Below are 25,029 nucleotides of genomic sequence, written 5' to 3'. Positions count from 1 at the left end.
TCACCATGGCCACGCAAAATGCCCGCGCGGACTCGCTGTCGCTGCTGCTGTTCACCCTGCGCAGCGGCAAGCTGATGGCAATCAACCTGCTCAAGGTCAGCGAGATCATCCCCTGCCCGCCACTGACCAAGCTGCCTGAATCGCACCCGCACGTGAAAGGCGTGGCGACCCTGCGCGGCAACTCGCTGTCGGTGATCGACCTGTCCCGGGCCATTGGCGAACGCCCGCTGGCCGACCCGGACGGCGGCTGCCTGATCGTCACCGAGATCAGCCGCTCACGCCAAGGCCTGCACGTGCAAGCAGTTAGCCGCATCGTCCATTGCCTGAGCACCGACATCAAGCCGCCGCCGTTCGGCTCGGGCAACCGCTCATTCATCACCGGCGTGACCCGGGTCGATAACACGCTCGTTCAGGTGCTGGACATAGAAAAGGTCATCCACGGCATCGCCCCGCCCGAACCGGAGCCACAGCCAGGTGAGCTGAGCGAGGAGGACGCCAGCCTGCTGGCCGCCGCCAACATCCTGGTGGTCGACGACAGCCAAGTGGCGTTGCAGCAGTCGGTGCACACCCTGCGCAACCTCGGCATCGACTGCCACACCGCACGCAGCGCCAAGGATGCGATGAACGTGCTGCTGGAGCTGCAAGGCACCGGGCAAGAGATCAACATCATCGTTTCAGACATCGAAATGTCCGAGATGGACGGCTATGCCTTCACCCGCACTTTGCGCGAGACGCCGGACTTCCAGCACCTCTATGTGCTGCTGCACACCTCGCTGGACAGCGCCATGAGCAGCGAGAAGGCCAAGCTGGCCGGGGCCAATGCCATCCTCACCAAGTTCTCCTCGCCCGACCTGACCGACTGTCTGGTGACGGCGGCGCGGACTGTGGTGTTTGCCGAGCGTTGAGGCAACAAAAAGGGCAGAGGGTTTGTTCAACTCTCTGCCCCTTCTGTCCATCAACGCTTGGACTGAGCACGAGCCTGGCAGCCCTCATCAGCCTGAGAACGCTGTCTTCCCGGTGCTTTCAACGCCTCCTGTTTCCAGGTAGGCCATTGTTCGACCTTCTTTCTGCAATCATCCAGATAGCGAAGAAAATCCTGTTTAGAGCCGTTCATCGGGTTTCTCCTTCAAGTATGTTGACAGCATAGTACTAGCTATGAATTCGCGCTCGATGTACGAACATGGCAACATTTGGGTGCGCAATCTAGCATCTGCCTCACGCCAGTCAACCACCTGACCCTCATCTGTTTTACGTATGACAGGATAGCCACTTCCAAGGTTCGTGGAAAAAAGATCGAAGAAGCTGCGAGGGCCTACCCCCATGAAAGGCTCGAAGAAAACACCGGGGCTTCCTTCATGGGTAGTAATGGCATCTGAGTGAAATTGCAATGCCTTGCTTTTGGGGTAAGGCTCGACGTAAACAACCCTTTTTATACCTGCAGCAATTATATGCTTGGCGCAATTATGACAAGGAAAGGTTGTGCAGTAGAGCGTACTACCTAGCGGGCTGACTCCCGTTCGGCTTGAGGAAAGAAGCGCTTCCATTTCCGCATGCACAACCCTTCCATACTCCGTGATGTCCTTGATACTACTGCTTCTTATCAAGGGTGCTAATTCTGCCCTGAGATTTTCCGGTACGATCTTGATGAGCTGGTCGATTATCGCCTTTTTCTGGGCGGCATTGGAGTCCTCCCCTCGCATGTAGTCCCGGCCATCTTCGGCATCAACGATTTCATGACTAGCATTTATTTCAGGCCAATAGAGCCCACCTTCAGCACGGGGAACATCATTAGCTCCAGTCGCGACGATACAGTTTTCCTTGGCAATGACAGCCCCGACTTGACGGGATAGGTCTGCCGAGCGCAATGAAGCAGAGAAAGCCATGAACATCGCATACTCATCAAAAGTCGGTGTCACGTAAGGCTTACCGAACAACAAATTAAGCACCCTCCACACCTGCTGCTTCAGCGCATCATGATTACCATCATAACTGATGAAGAAGTCAGATAGGTGGTAGGTATCGCGCGTGTGCTGACCGAACTCCTCCTTCTCGTTTTCATCGCGGGAAACAAGGTTTGCAATCTCTGTTTCACTCATTCGTAAATCTTTCGCCAAATATTCATGCCGGCGATCGTAATCAGCATGAACGCCTATCAAAAAGAATCCGCCCGCATAAATTTTCCTAAGCCGCTGCACTTCATAAGGACTTTTCAGAGAATTGATAATGTAAGCATTTCGCCGGGGATCCATTTCGGCACGCCGCCTACCAATAACTGCCGCCGCCCCCAATGCAAGAACAGAGTTATCACGACACTCTTTCCTAAGCCTGTTGCCCTCAGCCATGAATTTATCAATGCGCTCAAACTCATTTTTGGAATCGGGCTTTTCACCTAGCATTGAAATAACATCGGAAGATATCTTTATTTGCTGAGTCACGTATGAAAACGCCTTCAACCTTTCTTCTATCAACTGACAGACAACCCTCAGATCAGTGCCAATAGCGCCGACCAAACCAATGACGAGCTCAGAGTCAGAATATGAATCATCAAGAAATGATGAGTTTATAGCACTCTCCTCGGCAGAAAGTTTCTTTATCGCCTCCCCAGCTGCCTGAGTTGAATCGAGTGACTGCGGCCCCTCTTCCGCCCCCAAGATTTTCGAAACGAGAATTTCGAGTTCATCGGCGGCGGACGGTTTACCTTGAAACGTCATGTTTCGAGTGCTGGGATACCAATTCAATACCCCACCACTGTTCGACCTGAATTGATACTGATTTGGATTCAATACTTTCCATACGCCTGCAGCATTTAGCTGTATTAATTTTTCTTGCAGTTCTTCGTAGCTCCCTTCGAAACGCATACTAGCCTCCCGCAAAGCAACCAACACTCTTATCGCACTGCATTTTATGTATAGCTGCAGCGCTTGCATTTTCAAGCTCGTGAAACATCACAGATTATTGCTATGGCTCTACATTGAAACAATGCGTAAAAAATCTGAAAACAGCGTAGGAAATATTCACTTGCATGCCGTGGCAGCAACGGCATAATTCAGACATTTGTAGATGGATGTAGCCATGAATCGCTCGGCGCTTTTCCTTGTACTTGCCTTTTCAGCTTTCGCCGCCCAGGCCTCCACCACGCAAGCCTGGAACGAGCAACGCCAGCAGATGCTCAAGGCCTGCCTCAAAGCCAGCCAGTTCAAGGATGCCCACGCCCGCGGCAAGCCGGCGGAGTTCGATGACCAGGTCGGTTTCAGCGCCCTGCTGATCGAAGGGGTTTATCCACAGAAGCACATGCAGCAACAGACGGGCACCGAACTGTGCCTGTACGACCGCAAGCAGCAGCAGGCCTTTGTCAGCGAATGGAACCCGGACGCCAAGTGAACGACAGCCTGCGTTTTGCCTGTACCGGCTGTGGCAAGTGCTGTACCGGCCACCATGTACCGCTGACCTTGGACGAAGCGCGCCAGTGGGCGGCAGGCGGTGGCCAGGTGGTGGTCTTGATCGAAGGCTTCGTGACCGATGGGCCGGGGATGCCGACGGACCAGCGCGAGCATGTGCTGCGTCGCTCGTACCCGGTGCCTTGCGGGGGCAGCGAAGTACGCGTTTCAGTGACCTTTGCCGCATTCAACCCCGGGCGCTGTCGCAACCTCGACGACAACGACCTGTGCACCATTTACGAAAACCGACCGCTGGTCTGTCGCATCTACCCGGTGGAGATCAATCCGCATATTCCGCTGCGGCCGGAGAACAAGGACTGCCCGCCCGAGGCCTGGGAGCACGGGCCCGAGTTGATCCACGGCACACTGCCGGTGGACCCGGCGCTGCTGGCGCTGGTGCAGGCTTCGCGGCAGGCGGACCGTGATGATATCGCGGCCAAGGTGGCTATCTGCGAGGCACTGGGGATGACCACCAGTGCGCTCAAGGGCAATGGGTTTACTGCTTATTTGCCGGACATGAGCGCGTTTGCCGCCGCTCTCGCGCAGGCGTCATCAGGGAGCGGGGCTGAGTGGATGCTGCATGTGGAGCAGCCTGAGCTGGTGAATGACTTGCAGGTTCGGGGGTTGCAGACCACTGCTGAAGCGCCGGTCTACTATGCCTTTATCGGGTTCTAGGTAAGCAGGTCCGGCCTCTTCGCGGGCGTGCCCGCGAAGGGCCGCAAAGCGGCCCCAATAACGTTCAGGCGCTGCGATTCAAGCCCATTTCCATATCATTGATCAGCGCCTTGGCCATGGCACTGAGAATCCGCGCCGCACTGCCTGCTATCAGGTTGCCCTCCATTTCCGCCTCTTCGCTCAAATGGCGGATGCAACCGAGCAAGACCGACAACTCATCGAAGGCATGATCGAGCGGGATACCCGGCTGGATGGCGTACAAGTCGAGGAAGGTTTCTTTGCCGGCTGTGCTGCGTGACTTCAGTTCATTGGTCATGGGCTATCTCCCGCATTGCCATGTGGGAGAACAGGGTTCGGAGCAGCTCGGTGAGGATACTCATGTTTTCCAGCAGGACCTGGCGGTGGTCTTGGCATTCGGTTTCGAGCAAGACCTGGATGGTGCGGGAGAGGCTGTCCATGAGAGCGGCAGCGTGGGGCTTGGCGTCTTCGACGGTTAGGTCGGCGATTATTGTGAGGTAAGGGAGTGGGAACGAAAGAGGTGGATCTGGAACTATTTTCTTCATGTTAACTTTCCTGAAATTGCTATTTGGAAAGCAACCACCGTGCTCTTCTCACGGATTGGGTGGCAGCCGTACGCGAGGTGAGAAGACCGCGTCCAGGAACCGCGGCCCGGACCGAAGTCCGCACGCGCACGGCTGCCATGAAAAATGGCATCCTAGAAGCAGCTGCGGCTTCTCACGGCCGCTCGCCGTTTTTGGCGAACCGTGAAGTTATCGCTGAAACAGTTCCCCGCCTATCAGACGCCATCCGACAGAGCGCGTAGGATAATTCGTCCCCCCTGCGCTCTTGAAGCATTTGGTTTCAGATTCAGACTCTTCCTACAGCTGGTGGCAGGTTCGCGTTAGGGCGACCATGTGCCTGCCACAACATCTTCAGCGCCTATGAGATCGAGCGCCGCCCGCGCGGCGCATCGCGGGCAAGCCCGCTCCCACATTTGTTTCGGGCCAGTTACTCCTGTGCCGCCAACAGGGACCGCCTTGTTTGTATGGCGATACATCTCGGTGGAAGCCTACAGGGTCCGGCGATGCATCTCGGCGGGCACAGATGCTGCTCCACCTGTCTCCAGTCATGCACCAAGGCGGTCCCTGTTGGCTTCACAGGAGAGACTGGCCCGAAACAAATGTGGGAGCGGGCTTGCCCGCGATGCGCCGCGCGGGCGGCGCTCGATTTCCGCATCACCACAACACTCAAGGCATGCCCCCCAAAGCCCACAACAACCTCCAGCCAGGCGCCAGAACCCTCACTCCCAACCCAACCCGAACCCCAACCTGTCACCGCTGTCAGCCAGCTGTCACGCTGCCGACCGGGTCACCGCGCTATAAACTCCAATACACAACTCCGTCCCTACCCCTTGGCCAAGGTGCCCGCGCCGATGCGACGTCCTTCCCGCTCTGTACTTCTCGCCGCATTGGCACTACTCGCCCTGGCGACCGCAGGCGTCTGGTATGCCCAGCGCCAGCCGGCCACCACACCGCGCGCCCAAACGGCGATCCCGGTGCGCGTGGTCGCCGTCGCCCAGCAAGACGTGCCGCGCTACGCCAGCGCCATCGGCTCGGTGCTGTCCCTGCACAGCGTTGAAGTACGACCACAAGTCGAAGGCGTGCTGACCCAGGTGCTGGTCAAGGAAGGCCAGTGGGTGAAGGAAGGCGACCTGCTCGCCACCCTGGATGACCGCGCAATCCGCGCCACGCTCGACCAGGCCCGTGCCCAGCTCGGCCAGAGCCAGGCACAGATCCAGGTGGCCGGTGTCGACCTCAAGCGCTACCGCCTGCTCAGCACCGACGATGGCGTGTCCAAGCAGACCCTCGACCAGCAGCAGGCGCTGGTCAACCAACTGCAAGCCACGGTCAAGGGCAACCAGGCGGCCATCGCCAATGCCGAGGTGCAGCTGTCGTACACGCAGATCCGCTCGCCGGTGACCGGGCGTGTCGGCATCCGCAATGTCGACCCCGGCAACCTGGTGCGCACCACGGATACCCAAGGCCTGTTCAGCGTCACCCAGATCGACCCGATCGCCGTCGAGTTCGCCCTGCCGCAACAGATGCTGCCGACCCTGCAAGCCCTGCTCAAGGCGCCAACCCCGGCGCTGGTGGAGGCGTACATGGACGCCGATGGCGAACGCAACCTGCTCGGCGAAGGCCACCTGGCGCTGATCGACAACCAGATCTCGGCCAACACTGGCACGGTGCGGGTCAAGGCCGAATTCGACAACAAGGACGGCCACCTGTGGCCGGGGCAACTGGTCACCATCCGCCTGCGCACGGCGGTCGAGGAAAACGCCCTGGTGGTGCCGCCACCGGTGGTGCAGCGGGGCGTCGACGGGCACTTCGTCTACCGCCTGGACGGTGACAAGGTCACCGCCGTGCCGGTCAAGGTGCTGTACCAGGACAGCGGCCTGAACATCATCGCCGGGGTCAAGCCGGGCGAGCGCCTGGTGCTCGACGGCCAGTCACGGCTCAAGCCCGGCTCGCGGGTCGAGGTCACTCCGGACGCACCGCCGCCGGCGGAAATGGCTGACCGCAGGAGCCAGCCATGAATACCCGCAACGGTGTTTCGGCCTGGTGCATCGACCACCCGATCGCCACCCTGCTGCTGACCTTCGCCCTGGTGCTGCTCGGCGCCATCGCCTTCCCGCGGCTGCCGGTGGCGCCGTTGCCCGAAGCGGACTTCCCGACCATCCAGGTCACCACCCAGCTGCCCGGTGCCAGCCCGGAAACCATGGCGTCCTCGGTGGCCACGCCGCTGGAGGTGCAGTTCAGTGCCATCCCCGGCATGACCCAGATGACCAGCAGCAGTGCGCTGGGCTCGACCACGCTGATCCTGCAGTTCACCCTCGACAAGAACATCGACACCGCCGCCCAGGAAGTCCAGGCGGCGATCAACACCGCCACCGCGCGCCTGCCCCAGGACCTGCCCAACCCGCCGACCTGGCGCAAGGTCAACCCGGCCGACAGCCCGGTGCTGGTGCTCACCGTCAGCTCCGCGCAGATGCCCGGCAATGACCTCAGCGACTACGCCGAGACGTTGCTGGCGCGCCAGCTCAGCCAGATCGAAGGGGTCGGCCTGATCAACATCACCGGCCAGCTGCGCCCGGCCATCCGCGTGCAGGCCCAGCCGGAAAAACTCGCCGCCATCGGCCTGACCCTGGCCGATGTGCGCCAGGCCATTCAGCAGACCAGCCTGAACCTGGCCAAGGGCGCGCTGTACGGCGAACACAGCGTCTCGACCATCGCCGCCAACGACCAGCTGTTCCACCCCGAGGACTACGCCCAGCTGATCGTCTCGTACCGCAACGGCGCGCCGGTGCACCTCAAGGACGTGGCCAAGGTCATCAACGGCGCCGAGAACGCCTACGTCAAAGCCTGGTCCGGCGACCAGCCAGGGCTCAACCTGGTGGTGTTCCGCCAGCCCGGGGCGAACATCGTCGACACCGTCGACCGGGTGCTGGAGGCCCTGCCCAAGCTGCAGGAAATGCTCCCGGCGTCGATCGAAGTGTCGGTGCTGCAGGACCGTACCCAGACCATCCGCGCCTCTTTGCATGAGGTGGAACTGACCCTGATGATCGCCGTAGCCCTGGTGATCGGGGTGATGGCGCTGTTCCTGCGCCAGTGGTCTGCAACGATGGTGGTGTCCAGCGTGCTCGGGGTGTCGCTGATCGCCAGTTGTGCATTGATGTATGTGCTGGGCTTCAGCCTCAACAACCTCACGCTGGTGGCCATCGTCATCTCAGTGGGCTTCGTGGTGGACGACGCCATCGTCGTGGTGGAGAACATCCACCGCCACCTGGAGGCCGGCGACGACAGCCGCACGGCGGCGCTCAAAGGCGCCGGCGAGATCGGTTTCACTGTGGTGTCGATCAGCTTCTCGCTGATCGCCGCGTTCATCCCGCTGCTGTTCATGGGCGGGGTGGTCGGCCGGCTGTTCAAGGAATTCGCCCTGACCGCCACCTCGACCATCCTGATTTCGGTGATGGTGTCGCTGACCCTGGCCCCCACCTTGTGCGCATTGTTCATGCGCCGCCCGCCCGGCGAGCAGCACGGTGGCTTTGGCGAGCGCCTGGTGAAGTGGTACGAAAAAGGCCTGAACCGCGCGCTCGCCCACCAGCGCCTGACCCTGGGCGTGTTCGGCGTGACCCTGGCCCTGGCCGTGGTCGGTTACGTCGGCATTCCCAAGGGTTTCTTCCCGCTGCAGGACACCGGTTTCATTCTCGGCACCACCGAGGCGGCGGCAGACGTGTCGTACCCGTCGATGGTCGAGAAGCACCTGGCGCTGGCGAAGATCATCGGCGACGACCCGGCGGTGCAAGCCTACTCCCATTCGGTGGGGGTCACCGGCAGCAACCAGACCATCGCCAACGGCCGCTTCTGGATCGCCCTCAAGCCGCGTGGCGAGCGCGATGTGTCGGCCAGCGAGTTGATCGACCGCCTGCGACCGAAGCTGGCCCAGGTGCCGGGCATCGTCCTGTACATGCGTGCCGGCCAGGACATCAACCTCAGCTCCGGCCCCTCGCGCACCCAGTACCAGTACGTGCTCAAGAGCAACGACGGCGTGGCGCTGAACCTGTGGACCCAGCGCCTGACCGACCGCCTGCGGGAAAACCCGGTGTTCCGTGACCTGTCCAACGACTTGCAGCTGGGCGCCAGCGTCACCCGCATCGACATCGACCGCCAGGCCGCAGCACGCTTCGGCCTGACCACCACCGACGTCGACCAGGCGCTGTACGACGCCTTCGGCCAGCGGCAGATCAGCGAGTTCCAGACCGAGACCAACCAGTACAAGGTGATCCTCGAACTGGACGCGAAGCAGCGCGGCAAAGCCGAGAGCCTGAACTTCTTCTACCTGCGCTCTCCGCTGACCAACGAGATGGTGCCACTGTCGGCCCTGGCGCATGTCGCGCCGCCGAGCACCGGCCCGCTGTCGATCAGCCACGATGGCCTGTTCCCGGCGGCCAACCTGTCGTTCAACCTGGCCCCCGGCGTGGCCCTGGGCGATGCGGTGAAGATCCTCGAACGCACCCAGCGCGAACTGGGCATGCCCGACTCGATCAGCGGCAACTTCCAGGGCGCGGCCCAGGCGTTCCAGAGTTCGCTGTCGAGCCAGCCATGGCTGATCCTCGCCGCACTGGTAGCGGTGTACATCATCCTCGGCGTGCTCTACGAGAGCTTCGTCCACCCACTGACCATCATTTCCACCCTGCCCTCGGCCGGCCTGGGTGCGTTGATCTTGCTCTGGGCGATGGGCCAGGACTTCAGCATCATGGGCCTGATCGGCGTGGTGCTGCTGATCGGCATCGTCAAGAAGAACGGCATCCTGCTCATCGACTTCGCCCTGGAAGCCCAGCGCCACCACGGCATGACACCCGAGCAGGCGATTCACCAGGCGTGCCTGACGCGCTTCCGGCCAATCATCATGACCACCCTCGCCGCCCTGCTCGGCGCGGTGCCGCTGATGTTCGGCTTCGGCGCTGGCGCCGAACTGCGCCAGCCACTGGGCATCGCGGTGGTTGGCGGGTTGCTGGTGAGCCAGGCGCTGACGCTGTTCACTACCCCGGTCATATACTTGGCCCTGGAGCGCCTGTTCCACCGCCGCCAGGCCGCCCGTGCGGCGGCGCCAAGTGCCAGCTAGGACAAGACCATGCGTGTGCTGATCATCGAAGACGAAGAAAAAACCGCCGACTACCTGCATCGCGGCCTGACCGAGCAGGGCTTTACCGTCGACCTTGCACGGGACGGCATCGACGGCTTGCACCTGGCCCTGGAGGGCGACTACGCGGTGATCGTGCTCGATGTGATGCTGCCGGGCCTGGACGGCTACGGCGTGCTGCGCGCACTGCGCGCGCGCAAGCAGACGCCGGTGATCATGCTCACCGCCCGCGAGCGCGTCGAAGACCGCATCCACGGCCTGCGCGAAGGCGCCGACGATTACCTGGGCAAGCCGTTCTCGTTCCTCGAACTGGTCGCCCGGCTGCAGGCCCTGACCCGCCGCAGCAGCACCCACGAGCCATTGCAGATCCAGGTCGGCGACCTGTGGATCGACTTGATGGCGCGCAAGGCCAGCCGTGCCGGCCAGCGCCTGGAGCTGACCGCCAAGGAGTTCTCGCTGCTCAGCGTGCTGGCCCGGCGCCAGGGCGAAATCCTTTCCAAGACCGCCATCGCCGAGCTGGTCTGGGACATCAACTTCGACAGCGACGCCAATGTCGTCGAAGTGGCCATCAAGCGCCTGCGTGCCAAGCTCGACGGGCCGTTCGACAACAAGCTGCTGCACACCATCCGAGGCATGGGCTATGTCCTGGAAAACCGCGCCGCTTAACTCCATCGCCCTGCGCCTGTCGGCACTGTTCATCCTCGTGGCGCTGGGGGTGTTCGTGCTGATCGGTTCGGCGCTGTACCGCCAGGTCGACCGCAGCCTCGACCTGTTGCCGGCGGCCGAGCTGGATGCGCGTTTCAGCGTGCTGGAGTCCACCCTCAACCGTTTCGGCACACCCGAGCACTGGGCCAAGATCAACAACAAGCTCAACCTGCTCAGCGAGGAAGACAAGCGCATCCGCTTCTGGGTGGTCAGCAGCAACCCGGCCTACGAGTACGGCCAGCCCAGCGAACTGGTGCGCGCCTTCGCCGAGGGCCCGCAAGGCATGCGTGACCTGCGCCTGCCCGACCGCCTCTACCCGTACAAGGTGCTGGTCAGCGAACTGCCGGCCCTGGGCGAGCGCCCGCCGCTGCGCTTTCTGATCGGCATCGACACCGAAACTTTCTGGCAAGCCCAGCACAGCCTGCTGGTGGCCATTGTCGGCCTTGCCGTGCTCGGCGTGCTGCTGGCTTCGGTGCTGGGTTACTGGGTGGCGCGCATCGGCCTTCGACCGCTGCTGGCGCTGTCCGTGGAGGCCCAAGCGCTGGCACCGCCGCGCCTGGATGGCCGCTTGCAGACGCAGAACCTGGCACCAGAACTGGCACAGTTCGCCGGTGCCTTCAATGCTGCGCTGGACCGGGTCAGCCAGGCCTATTCGCGGCTGGAAGCCTTCAACGCCGACGTTGCCCACGAACTGCGCTCGCCACTGACCAACCTGATCGGCCAGACCCAGGTCGCCCTCACCCGCGGGCGCAGCGCCGAGCATTACTTCGAGGTGCTGCAATCGAACCTGGAAGAACTGGAGCGCCTGCGCAGCATCATCAACGACATGCTGTTCCTCGCCAGCGCCGACCAGGGCAGCAAGGCCACCGCCCTGACCCAGGCCTCGCTGGCCGAAGAAGTGGCCACCACCCTCGATTACCTCGACTACATCCTCGAAGACGCCCAGGTCAGCGTCACCGTCAGCGGCGACGCTCAGGCGCCCATCGAAAAGGCCCAGCTGCGCCGGGCGTTGATCAACCTGCTGAACAACGCCGTGCAGCATACGGCGCCGCACCAGGTGATCGAGGTGCAGATCGAAGCAGGACCGGAGCAGGTCTGCATTGCCGTGAGCAACCCCGGGCCAGCCATCGAAGAGGCGCACCTGCCGCTGCTGTTCGAACGGTTCTACCGGGTGGATGCGGCGCGCAGCAACAGCGGCGGTGGCAACCATGGGTTGGGGTTGGCGATCGTCAAGGCGATTGCGCTGATGCACGGCGGCGAAGTATTCGTCATCAGCCTGGCGGGTTCAAATACCTTTGGCATGCGTTTACCGGGTATCCGTACGTAAAGCTCAGATTGTTTGTTTTACATTCTCTGTGCTCTCTGCCCCTGCGTACGCAACGGACGCAAACGGTCGCTGAAGAAATAACGCATTGCATGGTATTTCTTCGAAAGCCAATGCCTGTAACTCTGGCGATGCGCGCGCACGCGCTCTCTCCAACGCTATATCGACGGCACTTGCTTCCTCCGAATGAGCACCTTGGGGTCTTACGTTAATTGCGATGACTGATATTTTTTCTCCACGCGTCTTGACTGAATGCAGCTTGACACTGGTGACATCCATACCGAGTGCATTGACAATTCTCTGGGTATGCCGCCCGTTGCCAGGACTGTCCAAAAAGCGCTCGGTGATCACTCGTCTTCTTTGCTCGGGAGACTTAAGCAATTCCTCTGGTGTGATCCTCGCCGCAGAAATTGCATCATCATTAACAACATCCCAGCGTAATATCGTTCTTGGCAGTTGCCCGTAGAACCCGTTGGCTTTTGAAATTAACCTATACTGTTCGAGCACCACGGTAGAGGCATACGTTTTTTGCTCTGGGTCACTGAAATTATGCCTTAATATCCACACATGGGGCCTGAACTCATTTACAAACCCCAACAACCTCACCCCTTCTTGATACCCGGAGTGCACTGTATATTTTTTCAGGAGCACAGTATGCTCAATCTCAGCATCCATCACATCATCATTCGGGGTTCTCCCACTCAGGCGAGCAATTGTGTCAGGGGTAGCGGGATAGCCAGGCAGTGTCTGCTTAATAAGCTTAGCGGGATCAACTGACTCTTGGCCATCGGCATCGAGGAACCTCACAGGTGAACCCTTAGCCATTTGAAACAGATTTATTCCATCTCGCGTGCCTCCCGGATCAGCGCTTAACCAACGCCCGGTTTCCGGTTGATAATAGCGCCAACCGTAGTAATACAAACCTGTTTCATCCCGCTCTTTGCCAGCATGGCGCATTGTTCGTTGCGTCATGTTGTCGATTTCAATAGCGGGCTCATCGACACCCACAGTACCGCCATAAGGTGCATATTCCTCTCGGGCGATGACTTTTCCAGCTGCATCCGCTTCACCGCCCGAACTGTTCAGGTGATCACTGAAACTGAAGCGCAGTTGTGTGTCGCCATTGAGTTCGTTCATCACCAAACGAGCAGTGCCCACTGTCGTGATGACCACATGACGCTGAAGCTCGGTTGCACCGGCCATCAAACGCTGGCGCACTTCGAATGCGCGGGTGTAGGTAGTCAATGTGATCTGCCTGCCACGACCGACAACCACCGAGTGCATCTTGCGTGTTCGCTTACCGCCATCAAGGTAGTGGTAGCGTTCACTGTCATCCTCGGCCTGCTCACGACTCACCAGACTCACTGCTCTCAATTGGTTGTCCGCATGCCAGTGCAAGGCGCGGCCATCGGCCAACCGTTTCTGAAGGCCGCCGGCCAGGAACGCTTCATCAAGCGTCATGCCAGCGCTCTTCACAGTGGCACGATTGCTACTCTGCGCCACATCGAGCGCTCGCGTGCGCCCACCTGTTCCACCGTTATGTCGGATCAGATAGAGGTTATCTCCGTCATCATAGGAGTACTCTTCGGTATAGGGCGCCCAGACACTCCCGGCGCTCGGATCCACCTGGGTACCTGACGATGGATGATGGCGGGCAGCCGCTACGCGCTCACGTCCCGTTGCCAAGACCAGGCGATTCAACGTGTCGTAGGTGTATTGCCGAAGCCCTGTGGCTTCAAGGTTGTTGTGCCACTCAGGGTCCGCCCCCTGATCGTCGAGGCTCAGGATATTGCCGGCAGGGTCATGATCGTAATGAGAGTCACTGATCACCAGGCTGCCCAGATCATGTCCCTCCGGGCGAGCGGTCAGGTGTCGCTTGAGACGCAAGCTTCGAGAATCGTATTCATAGCGGTCTACTAGGCCGTTACCGGCGGTCTGCTGCAGCAATCTCTCATTCGCGTCATAGCGAGCGTCGCGCAAGATGGCGACCTCCTCGACCTTGCCACTGTTCCTGTAACTGACCCGGGTCTGCCCCCGCGCGCCGCTGATGTCGTATACCTCAGAGGTGGTGACACCGGCGGCATGGGTGGTACTCAGCAGCGCGCCGGTAGCATCGAGCTGATTCAGGACCTCCAGAGGCGCCTCGACATCCTCTTCTGTGGTGCGAGACCAGTCAGGTTGTTCTATCTCGACCTTCAGCAAGCATTGCTCGGACGCCAGTGGCTTGCCTGTCAGTGACAGGCCGAGCAATCGGTCGATGCCTGCGTTGTTGCAGGTTTCCTGCAAGGTTCCGCAGAGATTGCGTGCCTTCCACTGGGCTGAGCCTGCGGGGGCATGGTGGTAGCGTTCACGCACTCGTACGGCTGGGGCACCGCTCGCCATCTCCGTCAACGACTGTGGCCGCCCACCAAGCGAGCCTGCTTCGTAGATCATTGCAGTCGCTGTCTGCTGCGCATTGAGCGACCAGAGCGCGCGCCCCGCACTGTCCTGTAGCGTCAGCGAGGCATCACCGTCTGCGGTATGCAGCAACAGAAGCCGGCCCTGAAGGTTGGAGACCGTCACCGCGTCGGCGTTTGTGGTGGCCTCGTTGAGCAAGGCTCGCGCACCGAAAATCCGGGTTGCCCGGGTTGACGGATCCATGACCGTACGTTCGATCAACAGCCGCGGCGAAACGCCTGGGGTACGCGCCGCACGGTAAAGCGTCAATGTACGGAAAGGGCTGGTGACTGTCGGCGTACCAGCATGCAGCGCAGCTGCCTGTACTCGCATTTGCCTGGTCGACCGCGCTGCCATGTCGTGCCTGCCTCGCGGTTCGAGAAGTGGTCGGAAGCCATGCCACAAGCATCTGACCTGACGCACCGCATGTCACCTGGCAAAAATGATAGTTTCGCAATGCAAGGCTGCTTCCAGCATTGACCGCACAAGCTGTCTAGCACGGGCCTTTCAGGCTAAAGTCCAATTGCTTTTCCACCGATCATTACCTTTTGTGCAACAGTGCTTATCGCCAAAGACGCTGTTTCCAGGGCATTAAAGGGACTAACTTTACCCCCGTCCTCATAGCACTTGCCCCGCAAGAAGGTAGTTTTAAACATGTCCAACAGTATGGGTATTGCCAGCGTTTTCGTTCTGTCGTCCCTGTTGTTGTCGCCCCTGGCCATGGCCGAAGAATCCCCGGCTTTCGTAGCGCGTACTGCAGAACTTGCCGCTGTTCACCAAGACTCCCGCGAAGCCCTGGCACACAAGGCCGATGCCGGCAAAGACGCAGAACAGACAGCTTCGAAAGCTTCCAGCGACGCCAATGCCGATAGCTGATCGCGCGTCGCACCCGCTTCCGTTTTCCCTTGGCTACGCCATGGGCACCGTTGGTGCCGATATGTTAGCCTTTTAAAGCCGCTGCCGATCAGCGGCTTTTTTTATGTGCTCTAACTATCAGCCCCGCTGTAACGTACCCCCTATAAAAAGATGCGCATTCAAAAATAAAAACTGCCCCACCGCCAGACCAAAGGAGCTAGTACCGGTGCCTTCCGCGTTTCGTTTTACCCCGCTGTTCATTGCGTTGACTGCAACGATCCCCTTCGCCGCCCAGGCAGATGAAGACAAGGCTGATGGCTTCATCGAGGGTTCGTCCTTCAACCTGCATTTCCGTAATGCCTACTTCAACCGCGACAACCATAACGCTGGCGTGCGCGACACCCGCGAGTGGGGCCAGGGCGCGGTCGCCCGTTTCGAGTCCGGCTACACCCCGGGTGTGGTTGGCTTCGGCCTCGATGCCCATGCCATGCTGGGCCTGAAGCTTGACGGCGGTGGCGGCCATGCCGGCACCAGCATCCTGCCCGAGCACATCAAGGACAACGGTGAGCTGGGCGCCGCCCCGCACTCGTTCTCCACGGCCGGTGCCGCGGTCAAGCTCAAGGCATTCGACACCGAGTTGAAAGCCGGTGACCTGTTCATCACCAACCCGGTGATCGCTGGCGGTGAAACCCGCATGCTGCCGCAGACCTTCCGCGGCGTGAGCCTGACCAACCACAGCGTCGACGGCCTGCTGCTCGAAGGCGGCCAGGTCAGCTTCACCCACCCGTACAACCAGAGCGGCCACCGTCGTATCGACACCTACTACGGCTCGCTGGATGAGCACGACAAGAGCAAACACCTGAACTGGGCGGGCGCGTCGTGGAGCGGTACCGAGAACATCACCACCAACCTGTACGCGGCTGAGCTGAAGGACATCTGGAACCAGTACTACGCTGACTTCGACTACACCTACGTGGTCAACGACCTGGTCAGCCTGAACCCGGGCGTGCACTTCTACCACACCCAGGACACCGGCCAGGCGCTGCTGGGCAAGATCGACAACAACACCTACAGCCTGCACTTCACGGTCAATGCCGGTTACCACAGCGTCACCGCCGCCTACCAGCGGGTCAACGGCAACACGCCGTTCGACTACATCAACCTGGGCGACAGCGTGTACCTGGACAACTCGCGCATGTACTCGGACTTCAACGCCCCGAACGAGCGTTCGTGGAAGCTGCAGTACGACTACAACTTCGCCGGTATCGGCATCCCGGGCCTGAGCACGTCGCTGTCGTACTCGCGCGGTGAGGCGGACCTGACCAAGGCCACCCAGGACACCAGCCACTACGATTACTACCGCGCCGATGGCAAGAACGCCATGCACTGGGAGCGGGACCTGGACGTGAAGTATGTGTTCCAGGAAGGCGACCTGAAGGATCTGGCGGTGCAGCTGCGCTATGCCACCCACCGTGGCAGCCAGGGCTATGCCTCGATCGACAGCAACAGCGACAACGATGAAGTGCGGGTGATCGTCGATTACCCACTGAACATCTTCTGACCTGAAACCGCTGGCGAGGGCTTTGCCCTCGTTTCGCGACACAAGGCCGCTCCTACAGGGGCCTTGTGTCGTTATTGGGCTGTAAAACAGCCTCACACGCATTTCCGTCGGACAAATGTTGTCCGACAATCCGCACTTCCCTAGAATGTCGCCCGCCGCAAATGGCCCTGCCTCAGCAGTAGCGCGCATGCCCACTCGATCACCGCGTTTCGCACTCTACAGGTCGCACCCCGAGCTGATCCTCAACCTGGGCAGTTGCCTTGCCGTGCTCGCCATCGTGGCCATCGTCAGCTACCTGCTGGCCCGCGAGCGCGAGAACGTCGAGCAATCGGCCATGCGCTCCTCCAGCAACATCGTGCAGTTGATCGAAAGCGATATCCTGCGCAACGTCGAACTCTATGATCAGTCCCTGCGCGGATTGATCTGGGCCGTGCGCCACCCGGAGCTACTGAAGGTTGCCCCCGAACTGCGCCAGCAGATCCTGTTCAATCAGACCTTCGCCGCCCCGGTGCGAGGTGACATCCTCTGGCTGAATGCCAAAGGCGATGTGGTCGGTGACTCGATCAGCATCAAACCACGCCAGGCCAACTTCGCCGACACCCCGGCATTCCAGGCTCATCGCGACAACCCGCACCTCGGCTTGTTCATCAGCCCACCCTTCAAGGCAAGGCTGGGCGACCTCGACTGGTGCATCAGTTTCAGCCGGCGCATCTCTGCAGTTGACGGCTCATTTGCAGGGCTGGCCGCAGGCGCGTTGCGCCTGTCCTATTTCAATCAGCTGTTCCAACGCCTGGACATCGGTGATGAGAGCAGCATCAACCTGCTCAATACCGATGGCCAGTTGCTCGCCCGCCAGCCAACCCGGGACAAGGATCCGCTGATCGGCACCAACTTCGGCGACCGGCCCAACTTCAAACGCATCCTGGGAGAACGCAGCGGCAGCTTCACCGCCAAGTCCAGCGTGTATGGCACCCAGCGCATCTATACCTTTGCCCGGGTTGCCGACCTTCCCTTGATCGTGCTGGTGGTGCATTCGGCGGAGGAAGTCTTCCAGTCGTGGCGTCGTACCGCCATCGTCGTCAGCGTCGCAACCGGGGTTCTGTGTATCGGGATTCTCTGGCTGACCCTGCTGCTGGGCCGCGAACTGCGCCGCCGCCACGAAGCCGAACGAGGCCTGGCGACCCTGGCCGCCACCGACAGCCTGACCGGCCTCGCCAACCGCCGCCGGCTGGACCAGGTACTGCGCCAGGAATGGTCGCGCGCGCAGCGCAACCGCAAGCCGTTGGCAGTACTGATGGTGGATGTGGATCACTTCAGGGCATTCAACCAGCGCCATGGCCACGCAGGGGGTGACCATGCGTTGCGTGAGGTCGCCAGCACGCTGCAACTGTGCATTCGCCGCCCGGCCGACCTGGCTGCACGGTATGGCGGCGAAGAGTTTCAGGTGCTGTTGCCGGAGACAGAGCTGGCCGGCGCGTTGGTACTGGCTGAGCGCATCCGCGCACAGGTCGAATCACTGGCGCCTTTTGCTGACGATCACCACGCGGTGACGGTGAGCATTGGCGTCGGGGTCTATACCCCCGGCACCCAGCAAGATCTCACACAAGTGCTGGGTGCCGCGGACGAAGCGCTCTACCGGGCCAAGGCCAATGGCCGCAACCGGGTCGAGGGGCCGCTGGACTAGGAACGGGCGCGAGCGGCGTTGCGCAGCGCTTTCACCTGGTCGTGGTTACGCTGCACGCCCTGCAGTTGTTTCTCTACCAACGCATAGCTCGGATCACTGGCCATACGGCCAAGCTTGACCAGTTTCTCGCGTGCTTCCTTGTAGGCCTTGAGGGCATGGTCTTCGCCGCGCTCCACTTCATTGAGCACCGCTTCCTCGTCCTTGCCGGTGACCATCGACTTCAGGTTGACCCAGCCACGGTGCAGGTCGCCGCTGATGCTGGTGGAGGTTTCCGGGTCGCCACCCAGGCGACGCACTTCACTCTGCAGCTCGGCTGCCGCATTGGCGCATTCACCGGCGCGCTGGACGAAGAAGGCCTTCAGTTCAGGGTTTTTCACATCATCGGCCGAGGCCTTGAAGCCTTTTTCGCCATCCTTGCTGTACTCGACCAGGTCGTTAAGCACATCGATCACGTCTTTGTTGGGGTTGCTCATGGCACGAACTCCTTGGCAGGTGGTAGTCACCTGTACCGGAGCAGGCTTCATGCCAAGCCGTGAACTGAAAATAAAGCCTTTAAAATCATATAGTTAAAAGATAACGAAGATAGCCTGAAAACGGTGTTATGCATGATTGCCGCTTGGGCGCTCGTGCAGATTGCAGTATGGTCGGCGCTCATTCACTGCCAGGCTTCGTCGATGAAACCGGAAATGCTCGAACTGCTGGTTACCCGCACCATGCCCTTTGGCAAGTATCAGGGACGGATCATTGCCGACCTGCCGGGGGATTACCTGGCCTGGTTCGCGCGCAAGGGGTTTCCGGCGGGGGAGCTGGGAGGGTTGCTGGCCTTGATGCACGAGGTTGACCACAACGGCCTGGCCGATCTGCTGGTGCCGTTGCGGCAGAAGCATCGGCGTTGACCTCTTCGCGGGCAAGCCCGCTCCCACAGGGATCGTGTGACTCTCAGGTCAGCACAAATTCTGTGGGAGCGGGCTTGCCCGCGAAAGGGCCGGCAATGCCAACAGAAGGCTTCAACCTTTCACAGGCGCAACGGCCAACTCCACCCGCTCGCTCTTCTTGATCACCGCATACACCACTGCCGTCACCAGGCTCCCCGCGACAATCGCCAGCAGATACAACAGCGCATGGTTGATCGCATTGGGGATCAGCAACACGAACAGCCCGCCATGGGGCGCCATCAGCTTGCAGCCGAAGTACATCGACAGCGCGCCGGTCAAGGCACCACCGGCAATGCTCGCCGGGATCACCCGCAGCGGGTCCTTGGCGGCGAACGGGATCGCCCCTTCGGAAATGAAGCACAACCCCAGCGCCAGCGCCGCCTTGCCCGCCTCACGCTCGCTCTGGGCGAACTTGCGCCGGGCGAGGAAGGTGGCGATGCCCAGGCCGATCGGCGGCACCATGCCAGCGGCCATGGTCGCCGCCATCGGCGCATAGCTGGAGGACGCCAGCAGCCCCACCGAGAAGGCATAGGCGGCCTTGTTGATCGGCCCGCCGAGGTCCACGCACATCATCCCGCCCAGCAGCAGCCCAAGCAGGATGGCGTTGGTGGTGCCCATGCTGTCGAGGAAGTGCGTCAGCCCTTCGAGCATGGCCGCCACCGGTTGGCCGACCACGTAGATCATCACCAGGCCGGTGAACAGGCTGGCCAGTAGCGGAATGATCAGGATCGGCTTGAGTGCATCCAGGCTGCTCGGCAGGCGCGCCCAACGGGCGATGGCCTTGGCGCTGTAGCCGGCGAGAAAGCCGGCGACGATGCCACCAATGAAGCCGGCACCCAAGGTGCTGGCCAGCAGGCCGCCGATCATCCCCGGCGCCAGGCCCGGGCGGTCGGCGATGGACCAGGCGATGTAACCGGCGAGCAGCGGCACCATCAGCTTGAATGCCGCCTCGCCGCCGATCTGCATCAGCGCAGCGGGCAAGGTGCCCGGCTCCTTGTAGGCTTCAATGCCGAAGACGAACGACAGGGCAATCAGCAAGCCGCCAGCCACCACCATCGGCAGCATGAACGAAACACCGGTCAGCAAATGCTTGTAGACGCCGGTTTTCTCAGCCTTGGCAGGTGCCGCCGATGCAGCATCCGCGGCACTTTCAACCTTGGCCTCGGCCAGGGCCTTTTCCAGGGTCGCACGCGCCTGCTTGAGGGCAATACCGGTGCCGCAACGGTGGATACGCTTGCCGGCAAAGCGTGCCGTTGGCACCTCGATGTCAGCGGCCAGCAGCACCACATCGGCATCGGCGATGGCCTGGGCCGACAGCGGGTTGCGCGCACCGACCGAGCCCTGGGTCTCGACGGCGAGCTGGTAATCCAGCTGTTGCGCCGCCTGTTGCAGGGCTTCGGCCGCCATGAAGGTATGTGCCACGCCCGTCGGGCAGGCGGTGACCGCGACAATCCGTACAGCCGCTGAAGGCACCGCGCTGACCGGTTGGGCAGCCAGCACTTCGGCCTTGCCCGCGGCCTCGTCGAGGAAGCCCTCACGGTCGGCCAGGGCCTGCGCCGGGGTGCTCTGGTACAGGCGCTTGCCGGCGAAGCGGGCAAGGTCCACTGGCCCGGTGGCGACCACCAGCACCCAATCGGCCTCGGCGATCTGCGCAGGCGTCAGCTGGCGCTCTGGATGTTCGGCATCCTGTACCTCGACACTGGTGCTCCAGCCGCGGCGTTGGGCGGCGGCCGCCAGCAGGCGGGCGCTGAGCACGCTGGACACCTGCCCGTTGGGGCAAGCGGTGACAATGGCGATGTTCATCGGCAACCCTCTTGTTGTTCTGTCAGTTGCACGGCGGCCTCCAGCTGCGCGAGCTGCGCGCGGTCGCAGATGCCGAAGCCGACCTGGGTCACGGCCTGCGCGGCGATGGCCGTGGCACGGCGCAAGGTCTGCTGGGGGCATTCCGCTGCCAGCAGGCCGTGGACCATGCCGGCGACCAGCGAATCACCCGCGCCTACGGTACTGGCCACCCGAACCTGGGGCGGGCGCGCCTGCAGCGCCAGGCCAGCAGTAAACCAGCTGACACCCTGCTCGCCCGCTGACACCACCACATGCTCGACACCACTGGCCAGCAGTTGTCCGGCAGCGGCGCGCTGCTCGGCGGCGTTCTGCACGGCCAGGCCCAGCACTTCGCCCAGTTCTTCGGTATTGGGTTTGACCAGCCAGGGGGCACTCTGCAGGCCGACACGCAACGCGTCACCACTACTGTCGAGGGCCACCTTGAGCCCTTGTGCCTGCAACTGCTCGAGCATCTGGCGGAACCATTCGGGGCTGATGCCACGCGGCAGGCTGCCCGCGACCACCACCGCGTCATGCCCTGGCGCCACTTGCTGCAGACGGCTCAGCAACTCGGCGCGGGCGGCTTCGTCGACCTCCGGCCCCAAGCCGTTGATGTCGGTCACCCGACCATCGGCCTCGACCAGTTTGAGGTTGCTGCGGGTTTCACCGGCCACCCGCACGAAGCAGTCGGCAAACCCGCGCCGGGCGATCAGCGCTTCGAACGGTTGCAGGTTGTCGCGGCCCAGGAAGCCCCCGACAGTGACGCTGTGGCCCAGGTCGGCCAGCACCTGAGCCACGTTCAGGCCTTTGCCCGCCGCGTGGCTTTGCTGGTCGTGGGCCCGGTTGACGTGGCCTGGGCGCAAGGCGTCGAGGCTGACGGTGATGTCCAGCGCCGGGTTGAGGGTCAGGGTGAGAATCTTGGCCATCAGTAACGCTCCACCAGCGCGCGAACCGCCGCGGCGCTGTCCTGTTGCAAGGCCTCGCGCGCCAAGGCGCGGGCTGTTTGGTGATCAGCCTGGCGCACCAGGGCTTTGACTTCGGCAATGCTGCGGGCGGCCACGCTCAACTCGTCCACATCCAGCCCCAGCAGCACGGCCACCGCCTGCGGGTCGGCGGCCAGTTCGCCGCACACGCCTACCCACTTGCCTTCGGCGTGGGCCGCGCGCACGGTCATGTCGATCAGGCTCAGCACCGCCGGGTGCAGGCCGTCGGCCTGGGCAGACAGGCTCGGGTGACCACGGTCGATGGCCAGGGTGTACTGGGTCAGGTCGTTGGTGCCGATGCTGAAGAAGTCCACTTCACGGGCCAGCTGCGGCGCCAGCAAGGCGGCGGACGGCACCTCGACCATGATCCCGACCTGCAGGTCGGCGACCGGGGTTTCCAGGCGCAGGCGCTCGACCATGGCCCGCGCCTCACGCCATTCGTGAATTTGCCCGACCATGGGGAACATGATGCGCAGGGGCCGCTGGTCGGCGGCGCGCAGCAAGGCACGCAGCTGGTCTTCCATGATCTGCGGACGTTGCAGTGTCAGGCGCACGCCGCGCACACCGAGGAACGGGTTTTCCTCGGCATCGATCGGCCAGTACGGCAAGGGTTTGTCGCCCCCCACATCAAGGGTGCGCACCACCAGCGGCCGACCGCCGAGGCCGTCGAGCACACGGCGGTACTCCGCTTCCTGGGTGGCCACATCGGGCGCTTGCGAGTGGGCCATGAAGATCAGCTCGGTGCGCAACAGGCCAACGCCTTCGGCACCCTGCTCCACCACCTTGTCGATGCCGCTGCTCTCGCCGATGTTGGCGAACACTTCGATGGCATGGCCATCGCGGGTCACCGCCGGTTCATGGCGCTTGGCCCAGGCAGCTTGCAGGCGCTGTTCGCGCTGGTCGCGCTCGGCCAGGGCGCGTTGCAACTCATCGGCGGGCGGCGCGACGCTGACCACGCCGCGCTGGCCGTCGAGCAGCAGCGGTGTGCCGGAAGCGAGCATCAGGATCGCAGGGCCCGCACCGACCACCGCCGGGATACCCAAGGCACGGGCGACGATCGCGCTGTGCGCCGTGGCGCCGCCATGCGCGGTGACGATGCCGGCGACACGGGCCGGGTCCAGGCGGGCGACATCGGAGGGGCCAACTTCGCCCATGACCAGCACATAGGGCTGTTCCGGCTCGGCCTGGGCCTGCACGCCGCACAACTGGGCCAGCACCCGGCGACCAATGTCGCGCAGGTCGGCAGCACGCTCGGCCAGCAGGGCATCGTGCAGCGCTTCCTGCTGCCGCGCCGCCGCTTCGATCACCGCCATCCAGGCCGCCGCCGCACTTTCGCCCTGGGCCAGGCGGGCGTCGACATCGTCGCTCAGGGCCGGGTCGGCGAGCATTTCCTGGTGGGTGACGAAAATCTCGCCAATCGACTTGTCGCTGCGCTGCACCAGCGCCTGCAGTTCGCCATTCACCGCATTCAGCGCGTCGCGCAGCTTCAGGCGCTCCTGGGCGGGCGACTCACCGCGCAGTGGATAATCGATATCGCGCTCGACGCAGACATGCGCCGGCCCGCTGGCAATACCGGGGGAGGCACTGACGCCCTGGACGCGGCTGCCCGCAGTCGGGGCCTGGAGTGTTGAGGTTGCGCTGCCAATGAACGAGGCGGTGGCTTGCAGCAGAGGCTCGACCTCTTCGCCCAGGCCTTGCTCGATGGCGGCCAGCAACACGGGCAAGGCATCGCCGGCAATCGATGGTTCAGCACTCAGCTCAAGCTCCTGACCACGGCGGGCGCCGAGGCTGAGCAGCTTGCTCAAGCTCTTGATCGACACCGCCGGCTGCGCACTGTCGAGCACCCGCACGCGAATCTCGCCCTCGAAATCCTTGGCCAGTTGCGCCAGCACCTTCGCCGGGCGCGCGTGCAGCCCATGCGGGTTGGCCAGCACAATCCGTGCAGTGGGCCAGTCCGCCGGTGCCTCACCGCCCAGCACTTCAAGTACCGCGCGGCTGCTGGTGGCCTGGTAGAGGGTTTGCCCACGACCCTCGATCAGCACTTCGCACAGGCGTTCGAGCAGCGCCTGGTGGGCTGCGCCGAGGCTGGCCAGGCAGAACAGGCCATTGAGCGGCTGGTCGCGATAACGCAGGGGCTGTTGCGGGGTGATGAAGGCAAGGCCGGGCTGGCGCACCTGACGCTCGCTGTGCAGCCACCACAGGCCCTCGCCCAGCGGCAGCGGTTCGGCCTGTTGCAGCACGGCAGCGAAGCCGCTGTCGACACAACCGGCACGCTGCAGCAGACGCGCACCGCGCCAGGCCAGCTCGTCGAAATCTTCAGCCGGCAGGTTCAGGCCGACCAGTTGCGCATCCAGCGCCAGTTCCTGCGGCGCGCCTTGCAGCAACTTGAGCAACGCCTCGGCAGAACTGGCCCGGCGCAGTGCCTCGGCCAGGTCGGTTTCGCCGAGGGCGCGGGTCAGCAGTTGCAGCAGGCGCAGGTGTTCGTCGGAACGGGCGGCGATGCCGATGGCCAGGTAGACGATCTGGCCATCGCCCCAGTCCACGCCTTCGGGGAACTGCAACAGGCGCACGCCGGTGGCGAACACCAGCTCACGAGTCTGCGGGGTGCCATGCGGAATGGCGATGCCCTGGCCAAGGAACGTCGAGCCTTGTGCTTCACGCGCCTGCAGCCCTTCGAGATAACCTTCGGCAACCAGGCCGTCGGCCACCAGCTGATCCGCCAGCAGGCGCAGTGCCGCTGACTTGTCGGCGGCCTTCTGGCCCATGGCTATCTGCTCTTTGGCGAGCTCGAGCATGACCTTCTCCTTTTGCAGCCCCGGGCTCGGTTTTGATGCCGGGTACTGAGGTATTGTTGTGATATTCACAGAATCAGCCAGTTCGACAGCCTTGCACGCACGGCAGCCGAGGCAG

At 62.3% G+C, this 25,029-nt stretch carries 20 protein-coding genes; 11 read left to right on the top strand and 9 right to left on the bottom strand.

The genetic code is table 11. The features are described 5' to 3' along the window. The first annotated feature begins 5 nt into the window (after positions 1-5). Positions 6-905, top strand: coding sequence for a chemotaxis protein (locus tag N430_RS20000; RefSeq protein WP_110638478.1), 900 nt, complete (start codon positions 6-8; stop codon positions 903-905). Between the two features lie 50 nt (positions 906-955). Here N430_RS20000 and N430_RS29490 read toward each other — a convergent pair whose 3' ends face one another. Both N430_RS29490 and N430_RS19995 read right to left on the bottom strand, forming a co-directional pair. After that, positions 956-1,114: a hypothetical protein gene (locus N430_RS29490; protein WP_158288802.1), complete on the bottom strand. Its 159-nt coding sequence runs from the start codon at positions 1,112-1,114 to the stop codon at positions 956-958. After that, on the bottom strand, positions 1,101-2,858 hold the full coding sequence (locus tag N430_RS19995; RefSeq protein ID WP_110638505.1) for an anti-phage dCTP deaminase: 1,758 nt from the start codon (positions 2,856-2,858) through the stop codon (positions 1,101-1,103). Before N430_RS19995 ends, N430_RS29490 begins: the two co-directional genes overlap by 14 nt. A gap of 214 nt (positions 2,859-3,072) precedes the next feature. Between N430_RS19995 and N430_RS19990 the strand changes: the two genes are divergently transcribed. Both N430_RS19990 and N430_RS19985 read left to right on the top strand, forming a co-directional pair. Beyond that, positions 3,073-3,381 (top strand): hypothetical protein, encoded by a 309-nt coding sequence (locus tag N430_RS19990; protein WP_110638477.1) that lies wholly within the window; start codon positions 3,073-3,075, stop codon positions 3,379-3,381. After that, positions 3,378-4,112: a YkgJ family cysteine cluster protein gene (locus N430_RS19985; RefSeq protein WP_110638476.1), complete on the top strand. Its 735-nt coding sequence runs from the start codon at positions 3,378-3,380 to the stop codon at positions 4,110-4,112. The genes N430_RS19990 and N430_RS19985 overlap by 4 nt, the downstream gene beginning before the upstream one ends. A gap of 64 nt (positions 4,113-4,176) precedes the next feature. On the opposite strand, the gene N430_RS19980 is transcribed toward N430_RS19985, so the two are convergent. Both N430_RS19980 and N430_RS19975 read right to left on the bottom strand, forming a co-directional pair. Continuing rightward, positions 4,177-4,428 carry a DUF3077 domain-containing protein gene (locus tag N430_RS19980; RefSeq protein ID WP_110638475.1) on the bottom strand — a complete coding sequence of 84 codons (252 nt, stop codon included), beginning with the start codon at positions 4,426-4,428 and terminating at the stop codon, positions 4,177-4,179. Further along, positions 4,418-4,675: a hypothetical protein gene (locus tag N430_RS19975; RefSeq protein WP_110638474.1), complete on the bottom strand. Its 258-nt coding sequence runs from the start codon at positions 4,673-4,675 to the stop codon at positions 4,418-4,420. The genes N430_RS19980 and N430_RS19975 overlap by 11 nt, the downstream gene beginning before the upstream one ends. Positions 4,676-5,544: 869 nt before the next feature. Between N430_RS19975 and N430_RS19960 the strand changes: the two genes are divergently transcribed. The 4 genes from N430_RS19960 to N430_RS19945 are packed head-to-tail and all read left to right on the top strand — an operon-like array spanning position 5,545 to position 11,847. Beyond that, positions 5,545-6,708 (top strand): efflux RND transporter periplasmic adaptor subunit, encoded by a 1,164-nt coding sequence (locus N430_RS19960; protein WP_110638473.1) that lies wholly within the window; start codon positions 5,545-5,547, stop codon positions 6,706-6,708. Further along, on the top strand, positions 6,705-9,797 hold the full coding sequence (locus N430_RS19955) for a multidrug efflux RND transporter permease subunit (RefSeq protein WP_110638472.1): 3,093 nt from the start codon (positions 6,705-6,707) through the stop codon (positions 9,795-9,797). The genes N430_RS19960 and N430_RS19955 overlap by 4 nt, the downstream gene beginning before the upstream one ends. 9 nt (positions 9,798-9,806) lie before the next feature. Next, on the top strand, positions 9,807-10,481 hold the full coding sequence (locus N430_RS19950; protein WP_099814267.1) for a heavy metal response regulator transcription factor: 675 nt from the start codon (positions 9,807-9,809) through the stop codon (positions 10,479-10,481). Further along, entirely contained in the window at positions 10,456-11,847 is a 1,392-nt protein-coding gene (locus N430_RS19945) for a heavy metal sensor histidine kinase (protein WP_110638471.1), read from the top strand. The genes N430_RS19950 and N430_RS19945 overlap by 26 nt, the downstream gene beginning before the upstream one ends. 3 nt (positions 11,848-11,850) lie before the next feature. On the opposite strand, the gene N430_RS19940 is transcribed toward N430_RS19945, so the two are convergent. Beyond that, on the bottom strand, positions 11,851-14,484 hold the full coding sequence (locus N430_RS19940; protein WP_158288801.1) for an RHS repeat-associated core domain-containing protein: 2,634 nt from the start codon (positions 14,482-14,484) through the stop codon (positions 11,851-11,853). 450 nt (positions 14,485-14,934) lie between these two features. Here N430_RS19940 and N430_RS19935 point away from each other — a divergent pair, with 450 nt between their 5' ends. The 3 genes from N430_RS19935 (at position 14,935) to N430_RS19925 (ending at position 18,380) form a co-directional block, all read left to right on the top strand. Next, a complete protein-coding gene (locus N430_RS19935; RefSeq protein ID WP_110638469.1) occupies positions 14,935-15,156 on the top strand; it encodes a hypothetical protein in 222 nt (73 codons plus the stop codon). A gap of 205 nt (positions 15,157-15,361) precedes the next feature. Then, positions 15,362-16,696: an OprD family porin gene (locus N430_RS19930; RefSeq protein ID WP_110638468.1), complete on the top strand. Its 1,335-nt coding sequence runs from the start codon at positions 15,362-15,364 to the stop codon at positions 16,694-16,696. Positions 16,697-16,883: 187 nt separating this feature from the next. Then, positions 16,884-18,380, top strand: coding sequence for a diguanylate cyclase (locus N430_RS19925; RefSeq protein ID WP_110638467.1), 1,497 nt, complete (start codon positions 16,884-16,886; stop codon positions 18,378-18,380). Here N430_RS19925 and N430_RS19920 read toward each other — a convergent pair. Beyond that, the gene (locus tag N430_RS19920) at positions 18,377-18,853 is read right to left on the bottom strand and encodes a PA2169 family four-helix-bundle protein (protein ID WP_110638466.1); all 477 of its coding nucleotides are present in this window, start codon (positions 18,851-18,853) and stop codon (positions 18,377-18,379) included. The genes N430_RS19925 and N430_RS19920 overlap by 4 nt on opposite strands. 201 nt (positions 18,854-19,054) lie before the next feature. On the opposite strand from N430_RS19920, the gene N430_RS19915 reads away from it, so the two are divergent. After that, a complete protein-coding gene (locus N430_RS19915; protein ID WP_060512540.1) occupies positions 19,055-19,276 on the top strand; it encodes a DUF3820 family protein in 222 nt (73 codons plus the stop codon). A 111-nt stretch (positions 19,277-19,387) separates the two neighbouring features. Here N430_RS19915 and N430_RS19910 read toward each other — a convergent pair whose 3' ends face one another. The 3 genes from N430_RS19910 to ptsP are packed head-to-tail and all read right to left on the bottom strand — an operon-like array spanning position 19,388 to position 24,914. Further along, positions 19,388-21,118: a PTS fructose-like transporter subunit IIB gene (locus N430_RS19910; RefSeq protein WP_110638465.1), complete on the bottom strand. Its 1,731-nt coding sequence runs from the start codon at positions 21,116-21,118 to the stop codon at positions 19,388-19,390. Then, complete coding sequence (gene pfkB, locus N430_RS19905; protein WP_110638464.1) at positions 21,115-22,062, bottom strand: 1-phosphofructokinase; 948 nt, start codon at positions 22,060-22,062, stop codon at positions 21,115-21,117. Before pfkB ends, N430_RS19910 begins: the two co-directional genes overlap by 4 nt. After that, entirely contained in the window at positions 22,062-24,914 is a 2,853-nt protein-coding gene (gene ptsP, locus N430_RS19900) for a phosphoenolpyruvate--protein phosphotransferase (protein ID WP_110638463.1), read from the bottom strand. The genes pfkB and ptsP overlap by 1 nt, the downstream gene beginning before the upstream one ends. Between the last annotated feature and the right edge of the window lie 115 nt (positions 24,915-25,029).

The sequence above is a fragment of the Pseudomonas sp. CC120222-01a genome, assembly GCF_003097235.1.
Lineage (GTDB): Bacteria > Pseudomonadota > Gammaproteobacteria > Pseudomonadales > Pseudomonadaceae > Aquipseudomonas.
Note: the sequence above shows the minus strand (reverse complement) of the source record. Positions and strands in the feature narration are given on the sequence as shown.

Excerpts from the sequence above, each read along its gene's own strand:
- N430_RS20000 (WP_110638478.1), top strand. The coding sequence starts at position 6 with ATGGCCACGCAAAATGCCCGCGCGGACTCGCTGTCGCTGCTGCTGTTC.
- N430_RS29490 (WP_158288802.1), bottom strand. The coding sequence starts at position 1,114 with ATGAACGGCTCTAAACAGGATTTTCTTCGCTATCTGGATGATTGCAGA.
- N430_RS19995 (WP_110638505.1), bottom strand. The coding sequence starts at position 2,858 with ATGCGTTTCGAAGGGAGCTACGAAGAACTGCAAGAAAAATTAATACAG.
- N430_RS19990 (WP_110638477.1), top strand. The coding sequence starts at position 3,073 with ATGAATCGCTCGGCGCTTTTCCTTGTACTTGCCTTTTCAGCTTTCGCC.
- N430_RS19980 (WP_110638475.1), bottom strand. The coding sequence starts at position 4,428 with ATGACCAATGAACTGAAGTCACGCAGCACAGCCGGCAAAGAAACCTTC.
- N430_RS19975 (WP_110638474.1), bottom strand. The coding sequence starts at position 4,675 with ATGAAGAAAATAGTTCCAGATCCACCTCTTTCGTTCCCACTCCCTTAC.
- N430_RS19960 (WP_110638473.1), top strand. The coding sequence starts at position 5,545 with ATGCGACGTCCTTCCCGCTCTGTACTTCTCGCCGCATTGGCACTACTC.
- N430_RS19955 (WP_110638472.1), top strand. The coding sequence starts at position 6,705 with ATGAATACCCGCAACGGTGTTTCGGCCTGGTGCATCGACCACCCGATC.
- N430_RS19950 (WP_099814267.1), top strand. The coding sequence starts at position 9,807 with ATGCGTGTGCTGATCATCGAAGACGAAGAAAAAACCGCCGACTACCTG.
- N430_RS19945 (WP_110638471.1), top strand. The coding sequence starts at position 10,456 with ATGTCCTGGAAAACCGCGCCGCTTAACTCCATCGCCCTGCGCCTGTCG.
- N430_RS19940 (WP_158288801.1), bottom strand. The coding sequence starts at position 14,484 with ATGGATCCGTCAACCCGGGCAACCCGGATTTTCGGTGCGCGAGCCTTG.
- N430_RS19935 (WP_110638469.1), top strand. The coding sequence starts at position 14,935 with ATGTCCAACAGTATGGGTATTGCCAGCGTTTTCGTTCTGTCGTCCCTG.
- N430_RS19925 (WP_110638467.1), top strand. The coding sequence starts at position 16,884 with ATGCCCACTCGATCACCGCGTTTCGCACTCTACAGGTCGCACCCCGAG.
- N430_RS19920 (WP_110638466.1), bottom strand. The coding sequence starts at position 18,853 with ATGAGCAACCCCAACAAAGACGTGATCGATGTGCTTAACGACCTGGTC.
- N430_RS19915 (WP_060512540.1), top strand. The coding sequence starts at position 19,055 with ATGAAACCGGAAATGCTCGAACTGCTGGTTACCCGCACCATGCCCTTT.
- N430_RS19910 (WP_110638465.1), bottom strand. The coding sequence starts at position 21,118 with ATGAACATCGCCATTGTCACCGCTTGCCCCAACGGGCAGGTGTCCAGC.
- pfkB (WP_110638464.1), bottom strand. The coding sequence starts at position 22,062 with ATGGCCAAGATTCTCACCCTGACCCTCAACCCGGCGCTGGACATCACC.
- ptsP (WP_110638463.1), bottom strand. The coding sequence starts at position 24,914 with ATGCTCGAGCTCGCCAAAGAGCAGATAGCCATGGGCCAGAAGGCCGCC.